The organism is Bacillus sp. SCT118 (genome assembly GCF_058566435.1).
Genome location: NZ_CP191225.1, coordinates 3,974,245 through 3,997,500, shown reverse-complemented (window position 1 = coordinate 3,997,500; position 23,256 = coordinate 3,974,245). Strand labels below are relative to the sequence as shown.

The 23,256-nt window shown below is 41.9% G+C and carries 28 protein-coding genes (1 of these 28 only partly in view); 27 read left to right on the top strand and 1 reads right to left on the bottom strand.

What is annotated here, in order from left to right; genetic code table 11:
- The 11 genes from ACQVGT_RS20545 to rsmI form a co-directional block, all read left to right on the top strand.
- Positions 1-776: the 3' portion of a toxic anion resistance protein gene (locus tag ACQVGT_RS20545; RefSeq protein ID WP_015382554.1), read on the top strand. The gene continues 385 nt to the left of window position 1, outside the view; the window shows 776 of its 1,161 coding nt (coding positions 386-1,161); the start codon falls outside the window, past its left edge; its stop codon occupies positions 774-776.
- Between the two features lie 81 nt (positions 777-857).
- Positions 858-2,300 carry an aminotransferase class I/II-fold pyridoxal phosphate-dependent enzyme gene (locus tag ACQVGT_RS20540; protein WP_046340193.1) on the top strand — a complete coding sequence of 481 codons (1,443 nt, stop codon included), beginning with the start codon at positions 858-860 and terminating at the stop codon, positions 2,298-2,300.
- Complete coding sequence (gene tmk, locus ACQVGT_RS20535) at positions 2,297-2,935, top strand: dTMP kinase (RefSeq protein WP_003243137.1); 639 nt, start codon at positions 2,297-2,299, stop codon at positions 2,933-2,935. Before ACQVGT_RS20540 ends, tmk begins: the two co-directional genes overlap by 4 nt.
- A 73-nt stretch (positions 2,936-3,008) precedes the next feature.
- Positions 3,009-3,338 carry a cyclic di-AMP receptor DarA gene (darA, locus tag ACQVGT_RS20530; protein ID WP_003242755.1) on the top strand — a complete coding sequence of 110 codons (330 nt, stop codon included), beginning with the start codon at positions 3,009-3,011 and terminating at the stop codon, positions 3,336-3,338.
- Positions 3,339-3,350: 12 nt separating this feature from the next.
- Complete coding sequence (locus ACQVGT_RS20525; RefSeq protein ID WP_015382556.1) at positions 3,351-3,791, top strand: YaaR family protein; 441 nt, start codon at positions 3,351-3,353, stop codon at positions 3,789-3,791.
- 11 nt (positions 3,792-3,802) lie between these two features.
- Positions 3,803-4,792: a DNA polymerase III subunit delta' gene (gene holB / locus ACQVGT_RS20520; RefSeq protein ID WP_015482689.1), complete on the top strand. Its 990-nt coding sequence runs from the start codon at positions 3,803-3,805 to the stop codon at positions 4,790-4,792.
- A 2-nt stretch (positions 4,793-4,794) separates the two neighbouring features.
- Entirely contained in the window at positions 4,795-5,622 is an 828-nt protein-coding gene (gene ricT, locus ACQVGT_RS20515) for a competence/sporulation regulator complex protein RicT (protein WP_003226767.1), read from the top strand.
- A gap of 14 nt (positions 5,623-5,636) precedes the next feature.
- Entirely contained in the window at positions 5,637-5,996 is a 360-nt protein-coding gene (yabA, locus tag ACQVGT_RS20510) for a DNA replication initiation control protein YabA (RefSeq protein ID WP_003218308.1), read from the top strand.
- A gap of 58 nt (positions 5,997-6,054) precedes the next feature.
- Positions 6,055-6,798, top strand: a complete 744-nt coding sequence (locus ACQVGT_RS20505; RefSeq protein WP_003244526.1) for a tRNA1(Val) (adenine(37)-N6)-methyltransferase — start codon at positions 6,055-6,057, stop codon at positions 6,796-6,798.
- Positions 6,785-7,084 carry a GIY-YIG nuclease family protein gene (locus ACQVGT_RS20500; protein ID WP_014475567.1) on the top strand — a complete coding sequence of 100 codons (300 nt, stop codon included), beginning with the start codon at positions 6,785-6,787 and terminating at the stop codon, positions 7,082-7,084. The genes ACQVGT_RS20505 and ACQVGT_RS20500 overlap by 14 nt, the downstream gene beginning before the upstream one ends.
- Positions 7,059-7,937, top strand: coding sequence for a 16S rRNA (cytidine(1402)-2'-O)-methyltransferase (gene rsmI, locus ACQVGT_RS20495; protein ID WP_041517603.1), 879 nt, complete (start codon positions 7,059-7,061; stop codon positions 7,935-7,937). Before ACQVGT_RS20500 ends, rsmI begins: the two co-directional genes overlap by 26 nt.
- A gap of 48 nt (positions 7,938-7,985) precedes the next feature.
- Here the strand turns inward: rsmI and abrB are convergent, their stop codons facing one another.
- Positions 7,986-8,276, bottom strand: coding sequence for a transition state genes transcriptional regulator AbrB (gene abrB / locus ACQVGT_RS20490; protein ID WP_003226760.1), 291 nt, complete (start codon positions 8,274-8,276; stop codon positions 7,986-7,988).
- Positions 8,277-8,770: 494 nt separating this feature from the next.
- On the opposite strand from abrB, the gene metG reads away from it, so the two are divergent.
- The 16 genes from metG to pth all read left to right on the top strand — a co-directional run bounded on the left by metG (position 8,771) and on the right by pth (position 23,209).
- A complete protein-coding gene (gene metG, locus ACQVGT_RS20485; RefSeq protein WP_015382561.1) occupies positions 8,771-10,765 on the top strand; it encodes a methionine--tRNA ligase in 1,995 nt (664 codons plus the stop codon).
- Between the two features lie 79 nt (positions 10,766-10,844).
- Positions 10,845-11,612, top strand: a complete 768-nt coding sequence (locus ACQVGT_RS20480; RefSeq protein WP_014475570.1) for a TatD family hydrolase — start codon at positions 10,845-10,847, stop codon at positions 11,610-11,612.
- Between the two features lie 155 nt (positions 11,613-11,767).
- Positions 11,768-13,081 (top strand): ubiquitin-like domain-containing protein, encoded by a 1,314-nt coding sequence (locus ACQVGT_RS20475; protein WP_015382562.1) that lies wholly within the window; start codon positions 11,768-11,770, stop codon positions 13,079-13,081.
- A gap of 144 nt (positions 13,082-13,225) precedes the next feature.
- Positions 13,226-13,786 (top strand): ribonuclease M5, encoded by a 561-nt coding sequence (gene rnmV / locus ACQVGT_RS20470; protein ID WP_015253010.1) that lies wholly within the window; start codon positions 13,226-13,228, stop codon positions 13,784-13,786.
- Positions 13,779-14,657 (top strand): 16S rRNA (adenine(1518)-N(6)/adenine(1519)-N(6))-dimethyltransferase RsmA, encoded by an 879-nt coding sequence (gene rsmA / locus ACQVGT_RS20465; RefSeq protein ID WP_014662482.1) that lies wholly within the window; start codon positions 13,779-13,781, stop codon positions 14,655-14,657. The genes rnmV and rsmA overlap by 8 nt, the downstream gene beginning before the upstream one ends.
- Before the next feature lie 160 nt (positions 14,658-14,817).
- Positions 14,818-15,690, top strand: coding sequence for a sporulation-specific protease PrtG (prtG, locus tag ACQVGT_RS20460; RefSeq protein WP_015382563.1), 873 nt, complete (start codon positions 14,818-14,820; stop codon positions 15,688-15,690).
- Between the two features lie 210 nt (positions 15,691-15,900).
- Positions 15,901-16,161 carry a biofilm formation stimulator Veg gene (gene veg, locus ACQVGT_RS20455; protein ID WP_003218330.1) on the top strand — a complete coding sequence of 87 codons (261 nt, stop codon included), beginning with the start codon at positions 15,901-15,903 and terminating at the stop codon, positions 16,159-16,161.
- Positions 16,162-16,319: 158 nt separating this feature from the next.
- Positions 16,320-16,505 (top strand): small, acid-soluble spore protein, alpha/beta type, encoded by a 186-nt coding sequence (locus tag ACQVGT_RS20450; RefSeq protein WP_003218333.1) that lies wholly within the window; start codon positions 16,320-16,322, stop codon positions 16,503-16,505.
- Positions 16,506-16,652: 147 nt separating this feature from the next.
- A complete protein-coding gene (gene ispE, locus ACQVGT_RS20445; protein ID WP_003226742.1) occupies positions 16,653-17,522 on the top strand; it encodes a 4-(cytidine 5'-diphospho)-2-C-methyl-D-erythritol kinase in 870 nt (289 codons plus the stop codon).
- Positions 17,523-17,577: 55 nt separating this feature from the next.
- On the top strand, positions 17,578-18,435 hold the full coding sequence (purR, locus tag ACQVGT_RS20440) for a pur operon repressor (protein WP_003218342.1): 858 nt from the start codon (positions 17,578-17,580) through the stop codon (positions 18,433-18,435).
- Positions 18,432-18,809, top strand: coding sequence for a 2-iminobutanoate/2-iminopropanoate deaminase (gene ridA / locus ACQVGT_RS20435; protein WP_003226738.1), 378 nt, complete (start codon positions 18,432-18,434; stop codon positions 18,807-18,809). The genes purR and ridA overlap by 4 nt, the downstream gene beginning before the upstream one ends.
- Before the next feature lie 194 nt (positions 18,810-19,003).
- Entirely contained in the window at positions 19,004-19,297 is a 294-nt protein-coding gene (gene spoVG / locus ACQVGT_RS20430) for a septation regulator SpoVG (RefSeq protein ID WP_003218346.1), read from the top strand.
- Between the two features lie 192 nt (positions 19,298-19,489).
- Positions 19,490-20,860 carry a bifunctional UDP-N-acetylglucosamine diphosphorylase/glucosamine-1-phosphate N-acetyltransferase GlmU gene (gene glmU / locus ACQVGT_RS20425; RefSeq protein ID WP_015382564.1) on the top strand — a complete coding sequence of 457 codons (1,371 nt, stop codon included), beginning with the start codon at positions 19,490-19,492 and terminating at the stop codon, positions 20,858-20,860.
- A 22-nt stretch (positions 20,861-20,882) separates the two neighbouring features.
- A complete protein-coding gene (locus tag ACQVGT_RS20420) occupies positions 20,883-21,836 on the top strand; it encodes a ribose-phosphate diphosphokinase (protein ID WP_003218353.1) in 954 nt (317 codons plus the stop codon).
- 85 nt (positions 21,837-21,921) lie between these two features.
- On the top strand, positions 21,922-22,536 hold the full coding sequence (locus ACQVGT_RS20415) for a 50S ribosomal protein L25/general stress protein Ctc (protein ID WP_003243443.1): 615 nt from the start codon (positions 21,922-21,924) through the stop codon (positions 22,534-22,536).
- A 106-nt stretch (positions 22,537-22,642) separates the two neighbouring features.
- Positions 22,643-23,209, top strand: coding sequence for an aminoacyl-tRNA hydrolase (gene pth, locus ACQVGT_RS20410; protein WP_015382565.1), 567 nt, complete (start codon positions 22,643-22,645; stop codon positions 23,207-23,209).
- The last annotated feature ends 47 nt before the right edge of the window (positions 23,210-23,256 follow it).

Below are 23,256 nucleotides of genomic sequence, written 5' to 3'. Positions count from 1 at the left end.
GAGTATCAAGTTCTCTTCAAGAGGTGCTGTCTAAATACCAAAAGACCAGTGTGCAGATAGACAGAATCAGCTTGAAGCTGGAGCACTCTAAAAATGCTTTAATCAGTGACAACAAGCTGTTAGAGCAGTTATATGAAAAAAATAAAGAATATTTTGCCGCGCTGAATGTTTATATTGCTGCAGGAGAACTGAAGCTGGAGGAATTAAAAACAAAAACGATTCCTGAACTGAAGCAACAGGCTGAATCGAGTGATCATAACCAAATGGCCGTTCAAGAAGTAAATGATTTGATTCAATTTGCTGATCGGTTAGATAAAAGGGTGCACGATTTGCTGCTGAGCAGGCAAATTACAATCCAAAGTGCGCCGCAAATCAGGCTGATTCAAAATACAAACCAAGCGTTAGCTGAAAAGATCCAGTCATCCATTGTGACAGCGATTCCGCTATGGAAAAATCAAGTTGCCATTGCACTGACGCTTTTAAGGCAGCGCAATGCAGTGGATGCACAACAGAAAGTATCTGATACAACCAATGAGCTTTTGCTGAAAAATGCGGAGCTTTTAAAAACCAATACAATTGAAACTGCACGGGCAAATGAAAGAGGTCTTGTTGATATAGATACCCTGAAGAAGGTGCAGGAAAGCTTAATAAGCACGCTTGAAGAAACACTGACTATACAAGAAGAAGGACGAATCAAACGCCGTCAGGCAGAAGAAGAGCTTATGATGATGGAAGGCGACCTGAAGCAAAAGCTGCTTACAATAAAGGAAAGATAGTTACCAGTAAGTCTGGCTTTAAGTTCTCTCAGAGGCACGATATAATAAGGTGTAAGAAGACACATTCAAAGGATTGTTTTCATGAACACACCTTTATATAAAGCATTAATTCAACATGCGAGAAGAAATTCTCATTCATTTCATGTTCCGGGACATCACAATGGAGATGTCTTTTTTGATGACGCTAAGTCAATATTCGATCCGCTTCTCACCATTGATGTAACTGAACTGGCAGGACTGGATGATCTCCATCATCCTTCCGGGGTGATTAAGGAAGCTCAGGAGCTTGCCAGTCAATTATATGGATCGGCGGAAAGTTTTTTTCTGGTAAATGGTACGACTGTCGGAAACTTAGCGATGATTTTATCTGTTTGTGAACCTGGTGATACAATTCTGGTTCAAAGAAACTGTCATAAATCTGTATTCCATGCTGTTGATTTGGCCGGTGCTGATCCGGTTTATCTTGCACCTGACGTTGATTCAGCGATGCATGTGCCTACGCATGTTCCGCTTGGAACAATTAAAGAGGCCCTGGCAGCATATCCAGATGCGAAAGGCTTGGTACTGACCAATCCGACATATTACGGACATAGTGCTGATTTGACTGAGATCATTACTGAAGCCCATCATTACGGGATACCTGTTTTGGTCGATGAAGCGCATGGCGCACATTTTATTTTAGGTGAGCCTTTTCCGGTCTCAGCTTTAAAAATGGGGGCAGATATTGTTGTTCAGTCGGCCCACAAAACGTTGCCTGCCATGACGATGGGTTCTTATTTGCATCTCAACAGCAGCTGCAGGATTAACAGGGATCGGGTGGCAGAGTATTTAAACCGATTACAAAGCAGCAGCCCGTCTTATCCGATTATGGCTTCGTTAGATATTGCCCGCGCTTATGTACAGCATATTATAGAAGAACAAAAGCTTTCTGACATTCTGCAGCGGATACAAACACTTAAACAAACGTTTGATTCACTTACAAATGCAGAAGCTGTTAACCCTGCTAATCCACTGATCATCACGGATCCGCTAAAGCTCACAATTCGTTCAAAACGCGGGCATTCTGGCTATACGCTGCAAAGCATATTAGAGCGTGCCAACCTATTCACTGAGCTTGCTGATGAAAATCAAGTACTGCTCGTTCTCCCATTGGGAGGAAAACGGAGAATAAATGCTGAAACCATTAGAAGCATTGATGAAGAGATTGAGAAAACGCCTCCGGATCAGACGTTTGTTTCTGCAGAATGGGGAGTGCAGCCTGTTACTGTCTTGCCTTATCCAAAAAAGGTCTTACATTCGCTTAAGAAAGAATATGTGGACTTTGAGGAAGCAGCTGGCCGGCTGAATGCAGAAGATATCATCCCTTATCCTCCGGGTATCCCGATGATTATGGCGGGAGAAAGAATAACAAAAGAAAGTGTGCAAAAGCTCAGCCGCTTGATCAGCATGAAAACGCATGTTCAAGGGAATATGAAAATCAAAGAGAAACAACTACTTGTTTATATAGAAGAGGAGAAATCATGAGCGGTTTATTTATTACATTCGAAGGTCCTGAAGGTGCGGGAAAAACGACTGTTCTGCAGGAAATCAAAAACATACTGACAGCAGAAGGCCTTCAGGTTATGGCAACTCGAGAGCCAGGCGGAATAGATATTGCAGAACAAATTCGAGAGGTTATTCTGAATGAGAACAACATATTAATGGACCCAAAAACAGAAGCTCTCTTATATGCGGCTGCAAGACGCCAGCATTTAGTTGAAAAAGTAAAACCTGCTTTAGAACAGGGGTTTATCGTTCTTTGCGACAGATTCATAGACAGTTCTCTTGCTTATCAAGGATATGCAAGAGGACTTGGAATTGATGAGGTTCTGTCCATTAATGAATTTGCCATTGGAGATATGATGCCCCATGTAACGGTTTATTTTTCAATTGATCCGGAAGAAGGACTGAAGCGTATTTACGCAAATGGCTCACGGGAGAAAAACAGGCTCGATTTAGAAAAACTGGACTTTCATACAAAAGTACAAGAAGGTTATCAAGAGCTGATGAAGCGATTTCCGGAAAGATTTCATTCAGTTGATGCCGGGCAATCCAAAGACCTCGTCGTTCAGGATGTTCTAAAGGTGATCGATGAAGCGTTAAAAAAAATTCAATTGTGACCTGTTTCCCAATAGTTGATATAATAATGTAAACGAGATCGCGTTGTTTCCAATCTAAAGGAGGCCTTCACAGATGAAATTGATAGTGGCAGTTGTACAAGATCAGGACAGCAACAGACTTTTGAAAACCTTAACGGATCACAACTTCAGAGTCACAAAGCTTGCGACGACAGGAGGATTTCTTAAATCAGGCAATACAACGTTTATGATCGGTGTCGAGGATATACGCGTCAATAAAGCGTTGAGTCTCATTAAAGAAAACGGGCAGAAACGTGATCAGATGATTGCCCCTGTATCTCCAATGGGCGGAAATGCTGATTCCTATGTCCCTTATCCAGTCGAAGTTGAAGTTGGCGGAGCGACAGTATTTGTCCTTCCAGTCGATGAATTTCATCAATTTTAAGGATTTGAAACTGTGAAAATTAATAAAGATATACGTACATTTATAGATAATAAGCAGCTTCCCTCTGTGAAAACATCTGAGATCACAGCATCGTTTAAAACATCAATGGAAAACCAAAGCAGTAAAATGAAGCTAGATCAGCTTACCAGGCTGTTATCTGATATAGAGGCATTCGGAAAAAGGCTAACGAAATCTCGGAATTTTAAAGACTTAGCGAGATTTAAAGGACTTGTGAAACGTTTTGTCAAAGAAGCTGTGGACAGCGGCCTTTCACATGAAACATCGAAAAGCTTTGACCTTTACGGGAACAGCAGAACGCTGGGACTTGTGAAAGAAATAGATGACAAATTGATACAGCTTACGGAAGAGATGATGGATCAGGAAAAACCGGCAATTGATTTGCTGGAGCGTATTGGCGAAATAAAAGGTTTATTAATTAACCTTTACACATAGAGAGTGATACAATGGCAATATCCTGGAAGGAAATGAACGAGCTTCAGCCCAGAGTGATGAAGCTTTTATATAATAGTATTGAGAAGGACAGACTATCACACGCTTATTTGTTTGAGGGGAAAAAAGGAACAGGCAAGCTTGATGCCGCGCTGCTTCTTGCAAAAAGCTTCTTTTGTCTGGAGGATGGCGCGGAGCCTTGTGAGAGCTGCCGAAACTGTAAACGGATAGAGTCAGGGAACCATCCTGATCTCCATCTTGTTCAGCCTGATGGCTTATCAATCAAAAAGGCGCAAATTCAAGCGCTCCAAGAAGAGTTTTCTAAGACAGGACTTGAATCGCATAAAAAGCTGTATATTATTTCGCACGCAGATCAAATGACAGCAAATGCGGCGAACAGCCTGCTGAAATTTTTAGAAGAACCGAACAAAGACACAATGGCCGTCCTCATCACTGAGCAGCCCCAAAGGTTATTGGATACCATCATTTCAAGATGCCAAACCCTTCCTTTTCAGCCTTTGCAGCCGAAAGCAATTGAAGACAGACTGATTGAACAGGACGTCTCGCTTCATATGGCAAGGCTTCTGGCCAACATGACCAATAATGTAGCAGAAGCAGTCGAATTAAGTCGAAATGATGAGTTTGCAGAGTCTAGAGCGAAAGTGATAAAATTGTATGAAGTCCTACACCAGCGGAAAGGACATGCTTTTTTCTTTATTCAAGATCAATGGATGCCCTTTTTCAAAGAAAAAACCCATCAAGAAATGGGTCTTGATATGCTCTTATTGATATATCGTGATGTGTTGTCCATCCAAATAGGAAATGAAGATAAATTGATTTATCAAGACTTATTCCAATCAATAAAACAGCATGCGCTACAATCAACACAACAAAGCGTTACGAATCAGATACTTGCTGTTTTAGAAGCAAAGAAACGGCTTCATTCCAATGTGAATGTACAAGGATTAATGGAGCACTTGGTGTTAATGTTGCAGGAGGGATAAGCTTGTACAATGTAATTGGTGTCCGCTTTAAGAAAGCGGGTAAAATATATTATTTTGATCCGAATGGATTTCATATAGAACATGACAGCTGCGTAATTGTAGAAACTGTCAGAGGCGTTGAGTACGGCCAGGTCGTAATTGCAAATAAACAGGTGGATGAGCATGATGTGGTGCTTCCCCTTCGAAAAGTGATACGTGTGGCTGACGAGCGCGATCTTCTCATTGTAGAAGAAAATAAACAGGAAGCACTATCAGCATTTGATATCTGCCAAAAGAAAGTGATTGAGCATGGCTTGGATATGAAGCTGGTCGATGTTGAATTCACGTTTGATCGCAATAAAGTCATTTTTTACTTCACTGCTGACGGCCGAGTCGACTTCAGAGAGCTTGTAAAGGATTTGGCATCTATCTTTAAGACAAGGATTGAGCTGCGCCAAATAGGAGTAAGGGATGAGGCAAAAATGCTCGGAGGAATCGGTCCTTGCGGAAGAATGCTTTGCTGTTCAACGTTCCTTGGAGATTTTGAACCCGTTTCCATTAAAATGGCCAAGGATCAGAACTTGTCTTTAAATCCTACGAAGATTTCGGGTCTTTGCGGACGATTGATGTGCTGTCTAAAATATGAGAACGATGAGTATGAGACGGCAAAAGAACAGCTTCCGGATATAGGAGAAATGATTACGACAGCAAACGGTCCCGCGAAGGTCGTCGGACTAAATATTCTGGAACGGGTGCTTCAGGTGGAACTGATAAACCGTGAAAAAGTGATAGAATATACTTGGGAAGAGCTCTTGGAAGAGGGCGTCGTATCCGCACAAACCACAGATTAACGAGGTGTGGAACCTTGGATAAAAAAGAGTTATTTGATACAGTCATTAACTTAGAAGAACAAATCGGCTCACTGTACCGGCAGCTGGGGGATTTGAAGCAGCATATCGGTGAGATGATTGAGGAAAATCATCATTTACAGCTTGAAAACAAGCATTTGCGCAAACGGCTGGACGATACGACGCAGCAGATTGAAAAGTTCAAAGCTGATAAAAAAGAATCAAAAACACAGAAGACAGAGCAAACTGATATAGGGGAAGGATATGATAATCTGGCACGTCTGTATCAAGAAGGATTTCATATCTGCAATGTCCACTATGGTAGTGTTCGAAAAGAAGATTGTCTTTTCTGTCTGTCATTCTTAAATAAAAAATAGGGAAAAGGCTTCCGCATAAGACGGGAGCCTTTTTCAAAGGTACTGAAAGGATAAGAAGATGGTTTCATTACATGATGATGAAAGATTAGATTATTTGCTGGCAGAGGACATGAAAATCATACAAAGCCCAACAGTGTTTGCTTTTTCGTTGGACGCTGTGCTTCTGTCCAAATTTGCGTACGTTCCGATTCAAAAAGGGAAAATTGTTGATTTATGCACCGGCAATGGTATTGTGCCGCTGCTGCTCAGTACAAGATCAAAAGCAGACATTCTGGGAGTCGAAATTCAAGAAAGGCTGCATGATATGGCTGTTCGCAGCGTGGAGTATAATAAGTTGGACGATCAGATCCAGATCATACATGATGACCTGAAAAACATGCCGGAGAAACTTGGACATAATCGATATGATGTTGTCACCTGCAATCCGCCGTATTTTAAAACGCCGAAACAAACTGAACAAAACATGAACGAGCATCTCCGAATCGCAAGACATGAAATCCACTGCACACTGGAGGATGTCATTTCAGTCAGCAGCAAGCTGCTCAAGCAAGGGGGAAAAGCAGCTCTTGTTCACCGGCCGGGAAGGCTTCTAGAGATTTTTGAACTGATGAAGGCTTATCAAATCGAGCCAAAACGTGTACAATTTGTCTATCCGAAGCAAGGGAAAGAAGCCAATACCATTTTGGTTGAAGGTATCAAAGGCGGGCGCCCGGATTTAAAAATTCTTCCTCCTTTATTCGTTTATGATGAACAAAATGAATATACAAAAGAAATCAGGACCATTTTATATGGAGACAAATAACCATTTCTTCTACGTCGTGAAATGTAAGGACAATAGCTGGTATGCCGGGTATACCAACGATCTGCATAAACGAGTGAAAACACACAATGATGGTAAGGGCGCAAAGTACACAAAAGTAAGACGTCCGGTTGAATTAATTTTTGCCGAGAGCTTTTCAACAAAGCGGGAAGCTATGCAGGCGGAATATTATTTCAAAAAACTAACTCGAAAGAAAAAAGAGCTTTATATAGAAGAAAAGCGGAACACCAAGGAGGCTGTATATGTTAAGGCGCCAAATGAGCTTTAATGGAAAGTCGGACATGGGAATTCTTTACTTGGTCCCAACCCCAATCGGAAATCTAGAGGACATGACATTCCGGGCGATCGACACGCTGAAATCAGTGGATGCGATTGCTGCGGAAGATACGAGGCAAACGAAAAAGCTTTGTCATGTATATGAAATTGAAACACCGCTCGTCAGCTATCACGAACACAATAAAGAAAGCAGTGGGCACAAAATTATTGAATGGCTGAAATCGGGAAAAAACATTGCTCTTGTCAGTGATGCCGGTCTGCCGACGATTTCTGATCCCGGAGCGGAAATTGTAAAGGACTTTACGGATATAGGCGGTTATGTTGTTCCGTTGCCGGGGGCAAATGCTGCATTAACAGCTCTTATTGCTTCAGGTATTGTACCGCAGCCTTTTTTCTTTTACGGTTTTCTCAACAGACAGAAAAAAGAAAAGAAGAAGGAGCTTGAAGCCCTTAAAAAACGGCGCGAAACGATCATTTTTTATGAAGCGCCTCACAGATTGAAGGAAACATTGTCAGCGATGGCAGAGATATTAGGAGATCGGGAAATTGCTGTAACGCGTGAACTCACTAAGAAATATGAAGAGTTTATCCGAGGAACGATATCTGAGGTCATTGGATGGGCAAACGAGGATCAGATACGCGGCGAGTTTTGTCTTGTCGTAGAAGGAAGTAATAATGAAGAGGCAGATGAGGAAGAACAATGGTGGGAAACCCTCACTGCGAAAGAACATGTCGAGCATTACATCTCGAAAGGCGCTACGTCTAAGGAAGCCATTAAAAAAGCAGCAGTCGATCGCAATGTACCAAAGCGTGAAGTGTACGATGCTTACCATATTAAGCAATAAAAAAACGTTCTTGTGTCATAACAAGAACGTTTTTTGTACAAGAAATGATTATTTAAGGTTTTGAAGCTGGTTTTGGATTTCGCTGATGATTTGCTCAGCGCCTTCTTTACTAAGAACCAATTTACCGCCTGCAAGTTTAAGGTTATCATCAGAAACTTCACCAGTTACTTGGCAAGTCATGTTTGGTTTATATTTTTTAAGGATGATTTTTTCATCATCAACATAGATTTCAAGAGCATCTTTTTCTGCGATTCCAAGAGTACGACGCAGTTCGATAGGAATAACTACACGTCCTAATTCATCAACTTTACGTACAATACCAGTAGATTTCATAAACATTCTCCTCCCAAGAGATACTTATTTGTTTAAATTATATTTTTCTTCGTCATTATTCGACAAAATCCTTACCTTCATAGCATAACAAGGTTTCCAATAATCGTCAATCATTTTGTTTACTATTGATTGTAAGAATTAGTTCTTATAGTCAGTAATGTCTTAGAAACTACCGAAATAACAGCATTTTATAAATATTTAATAAAGCTATTATCCTACTAAAAATCCTTTTAAATCAAGACTTTCGAACCAAAGTTTTTTATTTCATTTGATTATATACGACAAAATTCGACACGAACAGACTTTTTTTATTTTCATTAAAGATTTTTAATTTTAATTATTCTTTTTCAGGGTGTATGTATATATTCTTGATCTTAAAGGCTAAGATGGTATCATAGATAAAGGATAAATATAAATAATATTCATATATGATTTGCACTTATCGCCGCTCTCGTCCTTTGGGCGGGAGCTTTTTGACATTCTGATTAGGAGGTTTCAAGATGCCGCAAGAAAACAATACATTTTACATTACAACACCGATTTATTATCCGAGCGGAAAATTACATATCGGCCATGCATATACGACAGTCGCGGGAGATGCAATGGCACGTTACAAAAGATTAAAAGGGTTCGATGTTCGCTATTTAACGGGAACGGACGAGCATGGACAAAAGATCCAGCAAAAAGCTGAACAGGAAAACATTACACCTCAGGAGTATGTGGATCGCGCAGCGGCAGATATTCAAAAACTGTGGAAGCAGCTTGAAATCTCAAACGACGACTTTATCCGCACGACAGAAAAACGGCATAAAGTTGTCATTGAAAAGGTGTTTCAAAAGCTTCTTGATAACGGGGACATCTATCTTGATGAGTATGAAGGCTGGTACAGCATCCCTGATGAAACGTTCTACACGGAAACTCAGCTCGTTGATATTGAGCGGAATGAAAAGGGAGAGGTCATCGGCGGAAAAAGCCCTGACAGCGGTCACCCAGTTGAATTGATCAAAGAGGAATCTTATTTCTTCCGCATGGGGAAATACGCGGATCGTCTTCTGAAATACTATGAAGAAAACCCGACATTCATTCAGCCAGAATCACGCAAAAACGAAATGATTAATAACTTTATCAAACCTGGACTTGAGGATTTGGCAGTATCACGTACCACTTTTGATTGGGGCGTGAAGGTGCCGGAAAATCCAAAGCATGTTGTATATGTTTGGATTGACGCACTATTTAACTATTTAACAGCACTCGGTTATGATACAGAAAATGATGAGCTTTATCAAAAATATTGGCCTGCCGATGTTCATTTAGTCGGTAAGGAGATTGTACGGTTCCATACTATTTACTGGCCAATTATGCTGATGGCGCTGGATCTTCCGCTGCCGAAGCAGGTATTCGCGCATGGCTGGCTTTTGATGAAAGACGGAAAAATGTCGAAATCAAAAGGAAACGTTGTAGATCCGGTTACATTAATTGAACGCTATGGTTTAGACGAGCTTCGCTATTACCTGCTTCGCGAAGTGCCGTTCGGATCTGACGGTGTATTTACGCCGGAAGGATTTGTTGAGCGAATCAACTATGATTTAGCGAATGATTTAGGAAATCTATTGAATCGTACTGTTGCGATGATTAATAAGTATTTTGACGGACAAATCGGTTCTTACAAAGGTGCTGTTACGGAATTTGACCAAACGCTTACTTCGGTTGCTGAAGAAACAGTGAAAGCTTATGAGAAAGCAATGGAAAATATGGAGTTCTCGGTAGCACTTTCGACTTTATGGCAGCTCATCAGCCGCACAAACAAATACATTGATGAGACAGCTCCATGGGTGCTTGCGAAAGATCCGGCAAAAGAAGAAGAATTGCGATCAGTTATGTATCATCTCGCTGAATCATTGCGTATTTCAGCGGTACTGCTTCAGCCATTCTTAACAAAAACACCTGAAAAAATGTTCGAGCAGCTGGGCATTACTGATGAATCTTTAAAAGCTTGGGACAGCATTACAACTTTCGGCCAGCTGAAAGATACAAAAGTACAAAAAGGCGAGCCATTGTTCCCTCGTTTAGAGGCAGAAGAAGAAATTGCTTACATCAAAGGGAAAATGCAAGGTTCGGCACCAGCGAAAGAAGAAACAAAAGAAGAAGAGCCGCAAGAGGTCGATCGTTTACCTGAAATTACGATTGATCAATTCATGGATGTAGAGCTTCGCGTAGCTGAGGTCATTGAGGCAGAGCCAGTGAAAAAAGCAGACCGTTTATTGAAGCTGCAGCTTGATCTTGGTTTTGAAAAGCGCCAAGTGGTATCCGGCATTGCGAAGCATTATACGCCTGAAGAGCTTGTTGGAAAAAAACTCGTTTGTGTAACAAATCTAAAACCGGTTAAACTCAGAGGAGAGCTTTCCCAAGGTATGATCCTTGCAGGAGAAGCAGACGGCGTTTTAAAGGTCGTGTCTATCGATCAGTCGTTACCAAAAGGCACAAGAATTAAATAATGATAAAACAAAAGGTGTTTCACGTGTAACAATTCGTCGAACACCTTTTGTGTTTCGACAAGAAAGGAGTTTTTCACTTATGTTGTTTGATACACACGCGCATTTAAATGCAGAACAATATGATACTGATCTTGAAGAGGTTATTGAACGGGCAAAAGCTGAAAAAGTTGAACGAATTGTCGTAGTTGGTTTTGACCGTCCGACGATTACCCGTGCGATGGAAATGATTGAGGAATATGATTTTATTTATGCAGCCATTGGCTGGCACCCTGTTGACGCTATTGACATGACAGAGGAAGACTTAGCGTGGATTAAAGAGCTTTCTGCTCATGAGAAAGTGGTAGCGATAGGGGAAATGGGACTGGATTATCATTGGGATAAATCACCTAAAGATATTCAAAAAGAGGTGTTTAGAAAACAAATCGCCTTAGCGAAAGAGGTCAATTTGCCTATTATCATTCATAACCGTGATGCAACGGAGGATGTCGTGACCATTTTAAAAGAGGAAGGCGCAGAAGCTGTGGGCGGAATCATGCACTGCTTTACAGGAAGTGCGGAAGTGGCAAGAGAATGCATGAAAATGAATTTTTATTTATCATTTGGGGGACCGGTGACATTTAAAAATGCGAAGAAACCGAAGGAAGTAGTGAAGGAAATTCCCAATGACCGGCTGCTGATTGAAACGGACTGCCCGTTTCTCACACCGCATCCTTTCCGTGGGAAAAGAAATGAGCCAAGCTATGTGAAATATGTGGCAGAACAAATCGCCGAATTAAAAGAAATGACCTTTGAAGAGATTGCTTCCATCACGACTGAAAATGCAAAAAGACTTTTCCGTATAAACTGACAAAAAACGCTAGCGGGTTTTGTAAGAGCTTGTCCCTTACAGCGTTTTTCTATAAAAGTTCTACATGCTTTCTTCTCCTCATAGGATAGGTTTGTCGACAAGTCTTTCTTCCGTTTCTCAGTGTATTTCAGGATAATGAAGAGGACACTGAGCTTTTGGGAGAAAGAGAAGGGAGGGTTGACAGCCTTTTAGATACTCTATATAATCTCTCCGAGGAGAAGGAGGCGTTTTTCATCACACAAAAAATGAAAAAGCTGTTTTCCGTAAAGCTTAGCAAAAGCAAAGTCATTCTGGTTGCTGCTTGTTTGCTTTTGGCAGGAAGCGGGACTGCGTACGCGGCTCATGAGCTGACGAAACAATCAGTCTCAGTTTCTATCAATGGCAAAAAGAAACATATACGCACACATGCAAATACAGTCGGTGATCTTTTGGAGACGCTTGATATAAAGACAAGAGACGAAGACAAGATCACACCTGCTAAACAGACAAAGATAACAGCAGACATGGACGTTGTGTATGAGGCTGCAAAACCTGTGAAGCTTACAATAAACGGGGAAGAAAAGACGTTATGGTCAACAGCAAAAACGGTCGGTGCATTACTGGACGAACAAGATGTTGATGTGAAAGAACAAGATCAAATTGATCCCGCAATAGATACAGATATTTCGAAAGACATGAAGATTAACATAGAGCCCGCATTTCAGGTTACTGTGAATGATGCAGGGAAACAAAAGAAGATCTGGACGACTTCGACTACGGTCGCTGACTTTTTAAAACAGCAAAAGATGAACATAAAAGACGAAGATAAAATCAAGCCTGCGTTAGATGCAAAGCTGACGAAAGGAAAGGCTGATATTACAATTACTCGTATCGAAAAGGTCACCGATGTAGTTGAAGAGAAGATTGCGTTTGATGTGAAAAAGCAAGAAGACGCTTCTCTTGAAAAAGGGAAAGAAAAGGTCGTCCAAAAAGGAAAAGAAGGCAAGCTAAAAAAACATTTCGAAGTCGTTAAAGAAAACGGTAAAGAAGTGTCCAGAGAGCTTGTAAAAGAAGAAACAGCTGAACAAAGCAAAGATAAAGTGATTGCTGTCGGCACAAAGCAAACCAGTCCAAAAGTTGAAACGGTCAGTGCTTCAGGCGATTCAAAAACAGTTGTGTCCCGCAGCAATGAATCAACAGGCAAAGTCATGACTGTATCATCTACGGCTTATACGGCAAGCTGCAGCGGTTGTTCAGGACATACAGCGACAGGCGTCAATTTAAAAAATAATCCGAATGCCAAAGTCATCGCTGTGGATCCAAATGTCATTCCGCTAGGCTCCAAAGTCCACGTGGAAGGCTATGGATATGCCATTGCTGCAGATACCGGTTCAGCGATTAAAGGGAACAAGATAGACGTCTTTTTCCCAGAGAAATCATCGGCGTACCGATGGGGAAATAAAACAGTCAAAATTAAAATCTTAAATTAGTATATACTTATGTATTCAGAGGGTTTTGCGCCCTCTGTTTTTTTCGTTATAATAGACAAAGTGCATTTTCTGCTTATTAGACGCTCGACATAAGAAAAAGTTTCATGAATATACAAAAGTTTTTATTTTGTCTTGGAGGAAATAATGAAAATAAAAGAGATCATTGTGGTCGAGGGGCGTGACGATACGGCCCGCATCAAATTGGCTGTTGATGCAGACACAATTGAAACAAATGGTTCAGCCATCGATGATCATGTGATTGACCAAATCCGTTTGGCCCAGAAGACCAGAGGCGTCATTATTTTAACGGATCCGGACTTTCCGGGAGAGAAGATTCGCAAAACCATCTCAGAGGCTGTACCCGGCTGTAAGCATGCATTTTTGCCAAAGCATCTTGCCAAACCTAAAAACAAGCGGGGAATTGGTGTGGAGCATGCATCGGTTGAAAGCATTAGGGCATGTTTAGAAAATGTGCATGAGGAGATGGAAGCGCAGCCGAGTGACATTTCAGCTGAGGATTTGATTCATGCCGGACTAATAGGCGGACCTGCGGCCAAACGCCGCCGGGAACGACTGGGTGATCTGTTGAAAATCGGCTATACAAATGGCAAACAACTTCAAAAACGGCTGCAAATGTTTCAAATTAAAAAAAGTGATTTTATGAGTGCGCTCGATACCGTTATGCGGGAGGAACAGAATGAATAAAGATATTGCGACACCGATTAGAACGAAAGAGATACTGAAGAAATATGGTTTTTCTTTTAAAAAGAGCTTAGGACAGAATTTCTTAATTGATACGAACATTTTAAACAGAATTGTCGATCACGCAGAAGTGACGGAGAAAACAGGTGTCATTGAAATCGGCCCGGGAATCGGGGCTTTAACCGAACAGCTTGCCAAGCGGGCGAAAAAGGTCGTGGCATTTGAGATTGATCAGCGATTATTGCCGATTCTGAAGGATACACTGTCACCTTACGACAATGTCACTGTCATTCATCAGGACGTGTTAAAGGCTGATGTCAAATCAGTCATTGAAGAACAATTTCAAGATTGTGATGAGATCATGGTAGTTGCCAACCTTCCTTATTACGTAACAACACCGATTATCATGAAACTGCTTGAAGAACATCTTCCGCTGAAAGGGATTGTGGTCATGCTGCAAAAAGAAGTGGCTGAGCGCATGGCGGCTGATCCTTCATCTAAGGAGTACGGCTCGCTTTCAATCGCGGTGCAGTTTTATACAGAAGCCAAAACGGTGATGATCGTACCGAAAACCGTATTTGTTCCTCAGCCTAATGTCGATTCCGCAGTCATCCGGCTGATTCTCCGAGACGGCCCGGCAGTGGACGTGGAAAACGAATCCTTTTTCTTTCAGCTCATCAAGGCAAGCTTTGCACAGCGCCGTAAAACGCTGCTCAATAACTTAGTTAACAATCTGCCTGAAGGAAAAGCGCAAAAATCAACGATTGAACAAGTGCTCGAAGAAACAAATATTGACGGCAAGCGCCGAGGTGAATCCCTGTCTATTGAGGAATTCGCAGCGCTGTCTAACGGATTGTATAAAGCCCTTTTCTAAAAGGGCTTTTTGTTTTGCGCACCACATGGACTGCCGCTACATAGGCTAGAGAAGGACCTTTCATTCAATGATAAGAAAAACTTGGACTCAGCGAAAAAAGGCGCTTTCTCAAGGCTCTTTCTTTCATGATGAGGCTTAGTCTATGTGTGGAGTGAGGAACGTGCAATTTCAAATAGGGGATATGGTAGCCAGAAAATCCTATCAGATGGATGTTTTGTTTCGAATTATAAGAATAGAGCAAACAAGCAAAGGAAATTCAATTGCCATTTTGCATGGAGATGAAGTCAGGCTGATTGCTGATTCGGATTTTTCTGATCTGGTAGCAGTGAAAAAAGATGAGCAGATGATGCGGAAAAAGAAAGATGAGAGCAGAATGAATGAGTCGCTCGAATTACTCCGCCAGGATTATAAACTGCTCAGAGAAAAGCAGGAGTACTATGCGACAAGCCAATATCAGCATCAGGAGCATTATTTCCATATGCCGGGCAAAGTGCTTCATCTGGATGGTGACGAAGCATATCTGAAAAAATGCCTGAATGTCTATAAAAAAATTGGAGTGCCGGTCTATGGCATCCATTGCCATGAAAAGAAAATGTCTGCTTCTATTGAAGAATTGCTCGACAAATATCGACCTGATATCCTGGTGATCACAGGGCATGATGCGTATTCGAAGCAAAAGGGCGGTATTGATGATTTGAATGCGTACAGACATTCTAAGCACTTTGTTGAAACAGTTCAAACAGCCCGAAAAAAGATCCCTCACTTAGATCAGCTTGTTATTTTTGCGGGGGCCTGCCAATCCCATTTTGAATCACTCATCAGAGCGGGTGCGAATTTTGCGAGTTCACCGTCAAGAGTCAATATTCATGCGCTTGATCCGGTATATATCGTCGCGAAGATCAGCTTTACGCCGTTTATGGAACGGATTAATGTATGGGAAGTGCTCCGTAATACGCTGACAAGAGAGAAAGGGCTTGGAGGTATTGAAACAAGAGGAGTTCTGAGAATTGGTATGCCTTATAAGTCCAATTAACAGTTGAAAACCTGCATAGGAGAGCTATGCGGGTTTTTTATTTTACATAATGATACATAATTTACCGAAACTTGCGGAACATAATTGAGGAATCATAGAATTTTGTCAAAATAATTTTATTGACAACGTCTTGTTAACGTTGATATAATTTAAATTTTATTTGACAAAAATGGGCTCGTGTTGTACAATAAATGTAGTGAGGTGGATGCAATGGCGAAGACGTTGTCCGATATTAAAAGATCGCTTGATGGGAATTTAGGTAAAAGGCTGACGTTAAAAGCAAACGGTGGCCGCCGAAAAACGATTGAGCGTTCGGGCATTTTAGCTGAGACGTACCCTTCTGTTTTTGTGATACAACTAGATCAAGACGAGAACTCGTTTGAAAGAGTTTCATACAGTTATGCTGATATTTTGACTGAGACTGTTGAGCTGACATTTAATGATGACGCCGCAAGCTCAGTGGCATTTTAACGGGCAGTGAACCTTTTGTTTACTGCTTTTTGTTTTGCCCTTTTTTGTTTCCATTAATTTTAACGAAAGTTCCATCTAATTTAACAAAAGATAAAACAGTCACATATTATCGTGACGTGCACGAATGGCTATCACTTCTAAAAAAGGGGTTGTTTCGTTTGGGCAGACGTCGTGGAGTTATGTCAGATGAGTTTAAATATGAGCTGGCTAAAGACCTTGGTTTTTATGACACAGTAAAAAATGGCGGCTGGGGCGAAATTCGGGCTCGCGATGCCGGTAACATGGTGAAGCGTGCTATTGAAATCGCCGAACAGCAAATGGCTCAGAATCAGAATAACCGATAAGGATGTGACCCGGGGGACGTGCTGTTCCCTGGTTTTTTTATTTTGGATATAAATACATAATGGGCTGAATATGGATATGTTCATCCTGTACTTCAAATGTGATACAATGTTCATACTTATGTTTAGATGGAGAAGTAGGTGAAAGCTATGCGTATTTTAGAAAAAGCGCCAGCTAAGATCAATCTGTCACTTGACGTCACCCGAAAACGCCCGGATGGCTATCATGAAGTCGAAATGATCATGACGACAATTGATTTAGCTGATCGAATTGAATTGACGGAGCTTGCAGAGGATGAAGTGAGGGTTTCCTCCCACAACCGATTTGTGCCTGATGACCAAAGAAACTTAGCTTATCAGGCTGCCAAGCTGATCAAGGACAGATACAACGTGAAAAAGGGAGTTTCCATCATGATTACGAAGGTAATTCCGGTGGCTGCCGGTCTTGCCGGCGGAAGCAGTGATGCGGCGGCGACGCTCAGAGGGCTGAACAGACTGTGGAATTTAAATCTGTCCGCGGAAACGCTTGCTGAGCTTGGAGCGGAAATTGGCTCTGACGTTTCATTTTGTGTCTATGGCGGAACTGCATTAGCAACAGGGCGCGGCGAGAAAATTAAACATATCAGCACGCCTCCGCACTGCTGGGTCATTTTAGCGAAGCCGACAATCGGTGTTTCAACTGCTGAAGTGTACAGAGCGCTGAAACTGGATGGTATAGAGCATCCTGATGTACAAGGCATGATCGAGGCGATAGAAGAAAAGAGTTTTCAGAAAATGTGCAGCCGTTTAGGCAATGTGCTTGAATCTGTTACGCTCGATATGCATCCTGAAGTTGCGATGATCAAAAACCAGATGAAACGCTTTGGTGCAGATGCCGTGTTAATGAGCGGGAGCGGCCCGACAGTGTTTGGACTGGTTCAGTATGAGTCAAAGGTGCAGAGAATTTATAACGGGTTAAGAGGCTTCTGCGATCAAGTTTATGCGGTGAGAATGATCGGCGAACAGAACGCTCTTGATTAAATCCGTATGTTAAGTTATATTGATCTTAAAATATTCGGATTTTGGGGGTAAGTTCATGAAGTTTCGTCGCAGCGGCAGATTGGTGGACTTAACAAATTATTTGTTAACCCATCCGCACGAGTTAATACCGCTAACCTTTTTCTCTGAGCGGTATGAATCTGCAAAATCATCGATCAGTGAAGATTTAACAATTATTAAACAAACCTTTGAACAGCAGGGGATCGGTACTTTGCTTACTGTTCCCGGAGCTGCCGGAGGCGTTAAATATATTCCGAAAATGAAGCAGGCCGAAGCTGAAGAGTTTGTGCAGACACTTGGACAGTCGCTGGCAAATCCTGAGCGTATCCTTCCGGGCGGTTATGTATATTTAACGGATATCTTAGGAAAGCCATCTGTACTCTCCAAGGTAGGGAAGCTGTTTGCTTCCGTGTTTGCAGAGCGCGAAATTGATGTTGTCATGACCGTTGCCACGAAAGGCATCCCTCTTGCGTACGCAGCTGCAAGCTATTTGAATGTGCCTGTTGTGATCGTTCGTAAAGACAATAAGGTAACAGAGGGCTCCACAGTCAGCATTAATTACGTTTCAGGCTCCTCAAACCGCATTCAAACAATGTCACTTGCGAAAAGAAGCATGAAAACGGGTTCAAACGTACTCATTATTGATGACTTTATGAAAGCAGGCGGCACAATTAATGGTATGATTAACCTGTTGGATGAGTTTAACGCAAATGTGGCGGGAATCGGCGTCTTAGTTGAAGCCGAAGGAGTAGATGAACGTCTTGTTGATGAATATATGTCACTTCTTACTCTTTCAACCATCAACATGAAAGAGAAGTCCATTGAAATTCAGAATGGCAATTTTCTGCGTTTTTTTAAAGACAATCTTTTAAAGAATGGAGAGACAGAATCATGACAAAAGCAGTCCACACAAAACATGCCCCAGCGGCAATCGGGCCTTACTCACAAGGGATTATCGTCAACAATATGTTTTACAGCTCAGGTCAAATCCCTTTGACTCCTTCAGGCGAAATGGTGAACGGCGATATTAAGGAGCAGACTCATCAAGTATTCAGCAATTTAAAGGCGGTTCTGGAAGAAGCGGGTGCTTCTTTTGAAACAGTTGTAAAAGCAACTGTATTTATCGCGGATATGGAACAGTTTGCGGAAGTAAACGAAGTGTACGGACAATACTTTGACACTCACAAACCGGCGAGATCTTGTGTTGAAGTCGCGAGACTCCCGAAGGATGCGTTAGTCGAGATTGAAGTTATTGCACTGGTGAAATAATAAGAAAAGTGATTCTGGGAGAGCCCGGGATCACTTTTTTATTTACCTTATGCCCGAAATGAAAGCTTTATGACCTAATTGTGTAACTATATCCTATTTTTTCAAAAAATATTTTAAAAACGAGCAGGATTTCAGAAAAAATCGTGGAATTGATACACTAATGCTTTTATATAGGGAAAAGGTGGTGAACTACTGTGGAAGTTACTGACGTAAGATTACGCCGCGTGAATACCGATGGTCGCATGAGAGCGATTGCATCCATCACGCTGGATCACGAATTTGTTGTACATGATATTCGTGTGATTGATGGAAACAATGGTCTTTTCGTTGCGATGCCGAGTAAACGCACCCCTGATGGAGAGTTCCGCGATATTGCTCATCCTATTAATTCAAGCACGCGAGGAAAGATTCAAGATGCCGTGTTAAATGAGTATCATCGTCTGGGTGACACTGAAGCATTAGAATTCGAAGAAGCTGGAGCTTCTTAAAAAATAACCAAAAAGCAAGGACTGCTGAAAGGGCTGACATAAGCCTTTTGCCGGCGGTCCTTTTTTAATTCTGATTTTTCAAACTTAGTTGCACTCAATAGAAAATTCTTGCACTTCATGAAGTCTCCTTGAAATCAGAAGATATTTAGGATATATTTTTCTATGGATAAAAGGGATATTGGAGGCCAATAAATGGATAAGCGGTTTGCAGTTGTTTTAGCGGCTGGACAAGGAACGAGAATGAAATCGAAGCTTTATAAAGTCCTTCATCCAGTTTGCGGTAAGCCTATGGTAGAGCACGTCGTGGACGAAGCCTTAAAATTATCTTTATCGAAGCTTGTCACGATTGTCGGACATGGTGCGGAAGAAGTGAAAAAGCAGCTTGGTGATAAAAGCGAGTACGCGCTTCAAGCAGAACAGCTTGGCACTGCTCATGCTGTAAAACAGGCACAGCCATTTCTTGCTGACGAAAAAGGCGTCACGATTGTCATTTGCGGAGATACGCCGCTTTTGACAGCAGAGACGATGGAACAGATGCTGAAAGAACATACACAAAGAGAAGCGAAAGCTACGATTTTAACTGCGGTTGCAGAAGATCCAACCGGATACGGCCGCATTATTCGCAGCGAAAACGGAGCGGTTCAAAAAATCGTTGAGCATAAGGACGCCTCTGAAGAGGAACGTCTTGTAACTGAGATCAATACCGGTACGTATTGTTTTGACAATGAAGCGCTATTTCGGGCTATTGATCAGGTGTCTAATGATAATGCCCAAGGCGAGTATTATTTGCCGGATGTCATAGAGATTCTTAAAAATGAAGGCGAAACTGTTGCCGCTTACCAGACTGGTAATTTCCAAGAAACGCTCGGAGTTAATGATAGAGTTGCTCTTTCTCAGGCAGAACAATTTATGAAAGAGCGTATTAATAAACGGCATATGCAAAATGGCGTGACGTTGATTGACCCGATGAATACGTATATTTCTCCTGACGCTGTTATCGGAAGCGATACTGTGATTTACCCTGGAACTGTGATTAAAGGTGAGGTGCAAATCGGAGAAGATACGATTATTGGACCTCATACGGAGATTATGAATAGTGCCATTGGCAGCCGTACTGTGATTAAACAATCGGTAGTCAATCACAGTAAAGTGGGGAATGATGTAAACATAGGACCTTTTGCTCACATCAGACCTGATTCTGTCATCGGGAATGAAGTGAAGATCGGGAATTTTGTAGAAATTAAAAAGACTCAATTCGGAGACCGAAGCAAGGCATCTCATCTAAGCTATGTCGGCGATGCTGAGGTAGGCACTGATGTAAACCTGGGCTGCGGTTCAATTACTGTCAATTATGATGGAAAGAATAAGTATTTGACAAAAATTGAAGATGGCGCGTTTATCGGCTGCAATTCCAACTTGGTTGCCCCTGTCACAGTCGGAGAAGGCGCTTATGTGGCGGCAGGTTCAACTGTTACGGAAGATGTCCCTGGAAAAGCACTTGCTATTGCCAGAGCGAGACAAGTAAATAAAGACGATTATGTGAAAAATATTCATAAAAAATAATCCTAAATTCGGAGGTTTATCCATGTCTAATCAATACGGAGATAAGAATTTAAAGATTTTTTCTTTGAATTCGAATCCAGAGCTTGCAAAAGAAATCGCAGATATAGTTGGAGTTCAATTAGGGAAATGTTCTGTCACAAGATTTAGTGACGGGGAAGTCCAAATTAATATCGAAGAAAGTATTCGCGGATGTGATTGTTACATCATCCAGTCTACAAGTGACCCCGTTAACGAGCATATTATGGAACTGCTGATTATGGTAGATGCGTTAAAACGCGCTTCTGCAAAAACGATTAACATTGTTATTCCTTATTACGGTTATGCGCGTCAAGACAGAAAAGCAAGATCCCGTGAGCCAATCACAGCTAAACTTTTCGCTAACCTGCTTGAAACAGCCGGTGCGACTCGTGTGATTGCACTTGACCTGCATGCGCCGCAAATTCAAGGATTCTTTGATATACCGATTGACCACTTAATGGGTGTTCCGATTTTAGGAGAATATTTTGAAGGCAAAAATCTTGAAGATATCGTCATTGTTTCACCAGACCATGGCGGTGTGACACGTGCCCGCAAACTGGCTGACCGACTAAAAGCGCCGATTGCGATTATCGATAAACGCCGTCCGCGTCCAAACGTGGCGGAAGTCATGAATATTGTAGGTAACATCGAAGGGAAGACTGCTATCCTCATCGATGACATTATTGATACTGCAGGTACGATTACACTTGCTGCTAATGCGCTCGTTGAAAACGGAGCGAAAGAAGTATATGCATGCTGTACACACCCTGTACTATCAGGCCCTGCGGTTGAACGGATTAATAATTCAACAATTAAAGAGCTTGTTGTGACAAACAGCATCAAGCTTCCTGAAGAAAAGAAAATTGAACGCTTTAAGCAGCTTTCAGTCGGACCGCTTCTGGCCGAAGCGATTATTCGCGTTCATGAGCAGCAATCAGTCAGCTACCTTTTCAGCTAAACCGATTTTGAAAGGTTTAAACCTTTATCGTTTTGGGTATTGTTTGTAATAGGACAACTAAAACGACAATAGGATGGTGCTGAATATGGCAACTTTAACGGCAAAAGAAAGAACGGACTTTACTCGTTCGTCTCTTCGGAATATCCGTACTTCAGGACATGTTCCAGGTATCATATATGGGAAGGATACGGGCAACAAACCTGTGTCATTAGACAGTGTGGAGCTCATCAAAACGCTGAGGGACGAAGGCAAAAATGCAGTCATTACGCTTGAGGTCAGCGGAGAAAAACACTCAGTCATGGTAACAGACCTGCAGACGGATCCGCTGAAAAATGAAATCACTCATGCTGATTTTCAAGTAGTTAATATGAGTGAGGACATTGAAGTGGAAGTTCCGATTCATCTGACCGGAGAAGCCATTGGAGTGAAAAACGGAGGCGTACTGCAGCAGCCGTTATATGCACTTACTGTAAAGGCCAAGCCAAAAGCCATTCCGCAAACGATTGAGGCTGATATTTCAAGCCTCGATGTAAATGAAGTACTGACGATTGCGGATTTGCCTGCTGGCGGTGACTACTCCTTTAATCATGAATCAGATGAGGTTGTGGCTTCAATCCTTCCTCCGCAGCAGCAGGAAGCAGCTGAGGTCGATGAAGAGGAATCTGCCGATGCTCAGCCAGAAGGTGAAAACGAACAATAATAGCTTAAGGCGTAACCCTCCCGCGGTTACGTCTTTTGTGCTAGAATGAGAAGAATTATAGCCCGTTTATGAAGACGGGAGTTATGTGACTAAGGGAGGATTCGCCATGCTTGTGATTGCCGGTCTCGGAAACCCGGGGAAGAACTATGAAAATACACGGCATAATGTCGGATTTATGGTGATAGATCAGCTTGCAAAGGAATGGAATATAGAGCTGAATCAAAATAAATTTAACGGATTATACGGAACCGGATTTGTTTCCGGCAAAAAGGTTCTACTTGTAAAACCGCTTACATATATGAATTTATCAGGAGAATGTTTGCGGCCTTTAATGGACTACTATGATGTCGATAACGAAGATTTGACAGTCATTTACGACGACCTTGACCTTCCTACTGGCAAGATCCGTTTAAGAACGAAAGGAAGCGCCGGAGGGCACAATGGCATCAAATCACTGATCCAGCATCTTGGTACATCCGAGTTTGACCGTATCCGCATCGGAATCGGCCGGCCTGTAAACGGCATGAAGGTCGTTGATTATGTGTTAGGCTCCTTTACCAAGGAGGAGGCACCTGAGATCGAAGGAGCGGTTGATAAATCAGTGAAGGCTTGTGAGGCTTCTTTGAGTAAACCGTTTTTAGAAGTCATGAACGAATTTAACGCAAAGGTATAAAATGTAACAACAAAGTCCATACTACACCAAAATGACTTTTTCATCAG

What these genes read in the sequence shown, in the direction of transcription:
- ACQVGT_RS20540 (WP_046340193.1), top strand. Translation starts at nt 858, where the DNA reads ATGAACACACCTTTATATAAAGCATTAATTCAACATGCGAGAAGAAAT.
- tmk (WP_003243137.1), top strand. Translation starts at nt 2,297, where the DNA reads ATGAGCGGTTTATTTATTACATTCGAAGGTCCTGAAGGTGCGGGAAAA.
- darA (WP_003242755.1), top strand. Translation starts at nt 3,009, where the DNA reads ATGAAATTGATAGTGGCAGTTGTACAAGATCAGGACAGCAACAGACTT.
- holB (WP_015482689.1), top strand. Translation starts at nt 3,803, where the DNA reads ATGGCAATATCCTGGAAGGAAATGAACGAGCTTCAGCCCAGAGTGATG.
- ACQVGT_RS20505 (WP_003244526.1), top strand. Translation starts at nt 6,055, where the DNA reads ATGGTTTCATTACATGATGATGAAAGATTAGATTATTTGCTGGCAGAG.
- ACQVGT_RS20500 (WP_014475567.1), top strand. Translation starts at nt 6,785, where the DNA reads ATGGAGACAAATAACCATTTCTTCTACGTCGTGAAATGTAAGGACAAT.
- rsmI (WP_041517603.1), top strand. Translation starts at nt 7,059, where the DNA reads ATGTTAAGGCGCCAAATGAGCTTTAATGGAAAGTCGGACATGGGAATT.
- abrB (WP_003226760.1), bottom strand. Translation starts at nt 8,276, where the DNA reads ATGTTTATGAAATCTACTGGTATTGTACGTAAAGTTGATGAATTAGGA.
- metG (WP_015382561.1), top strand. Translation starts at nt 8,771, where the DNA reads ATGCCGCAAGAAAACAATACATTTTACATTACAACACCGATTTATTAT.
- ACQVGT_RS20480 (WP_014475570.1), top strand. Translation starts at nt 10,845, where the DNA reads ATGTTGTTTGATACACACGCGCATTTAAATGCAGAACAATATGATACT.
- rnmV (WP_015253010.1), top strand. Translation starts at nt 13,226, where the DNA reads ATGAAAATAAAAGAGATCATTGTGGTCGAGGGGCGTGACGATACGGCC.
- rsmA (WP_014662482.1), top strand. Translation starts at nt 13,779, where the DNA reads ATGAATAAAGATATTGCGACACCGATTAGAACGAAAGAGATACTGAAG.
- veg (WP_003218330.1), top strand. Translation starts at nt 15,901, where the DNA reads ATGGCGAAGACGTTGTCCGATATTAAAAGATCGCTTGATGGGAATTTA.
- ispE (WP_003226742.1), top strand. Translation starts at nt 16,653, where the DNA reads ATGCGTATTTTAGAAAAAGCGCCAGCTAAGATCAATCTGTCACTTGAC.
- purR (WP_003218342.1), top strand. Translation starts at nt 17,578, where the DNA reads ATGAAGTTTCGTCGCAGCGGCAGATTGGTGGACTTAACAAATTATTTG.
- ridA (WP_003226738.1), top strand. Translation starts at nt 18,432, where the DNA reads ATGACAAAAGCAGTCCACACAAAACATGCCCCAGCGGCAATCGGGCCT.
- glmU (WP_015382564.1), top strand. Translation starts at nt 19,490, where the DNA reads ATGGATAAGCGGTTTGCAGTTGTTTTAGCGGCTGGACAAGGAACGAGA.
- ACQVGT_RS20420 (WP_003218353.1), top strand. Translation starts at nt 20,883, where the DNA reads ATGTCTAATCAATACGGAGATAAGAATTTAAAGATTTTTTCTTTGAAT.
- ACQVGT_RS20415 (WP_003243443.1), top strand. Translation starts at nt 21,922, where the DNA reads ATGGCAACTTTAACGGCAAAAGAAAGAACGGACTTTACTCGTTCGTCT.
- pth (WP_015382565.1), top strand. Translation starts at nt 22,643, where the DNA reads ATGCTTGTGATTGCCGGTCTCGGAAACCCGGGGAAGAACTATGAAAAT.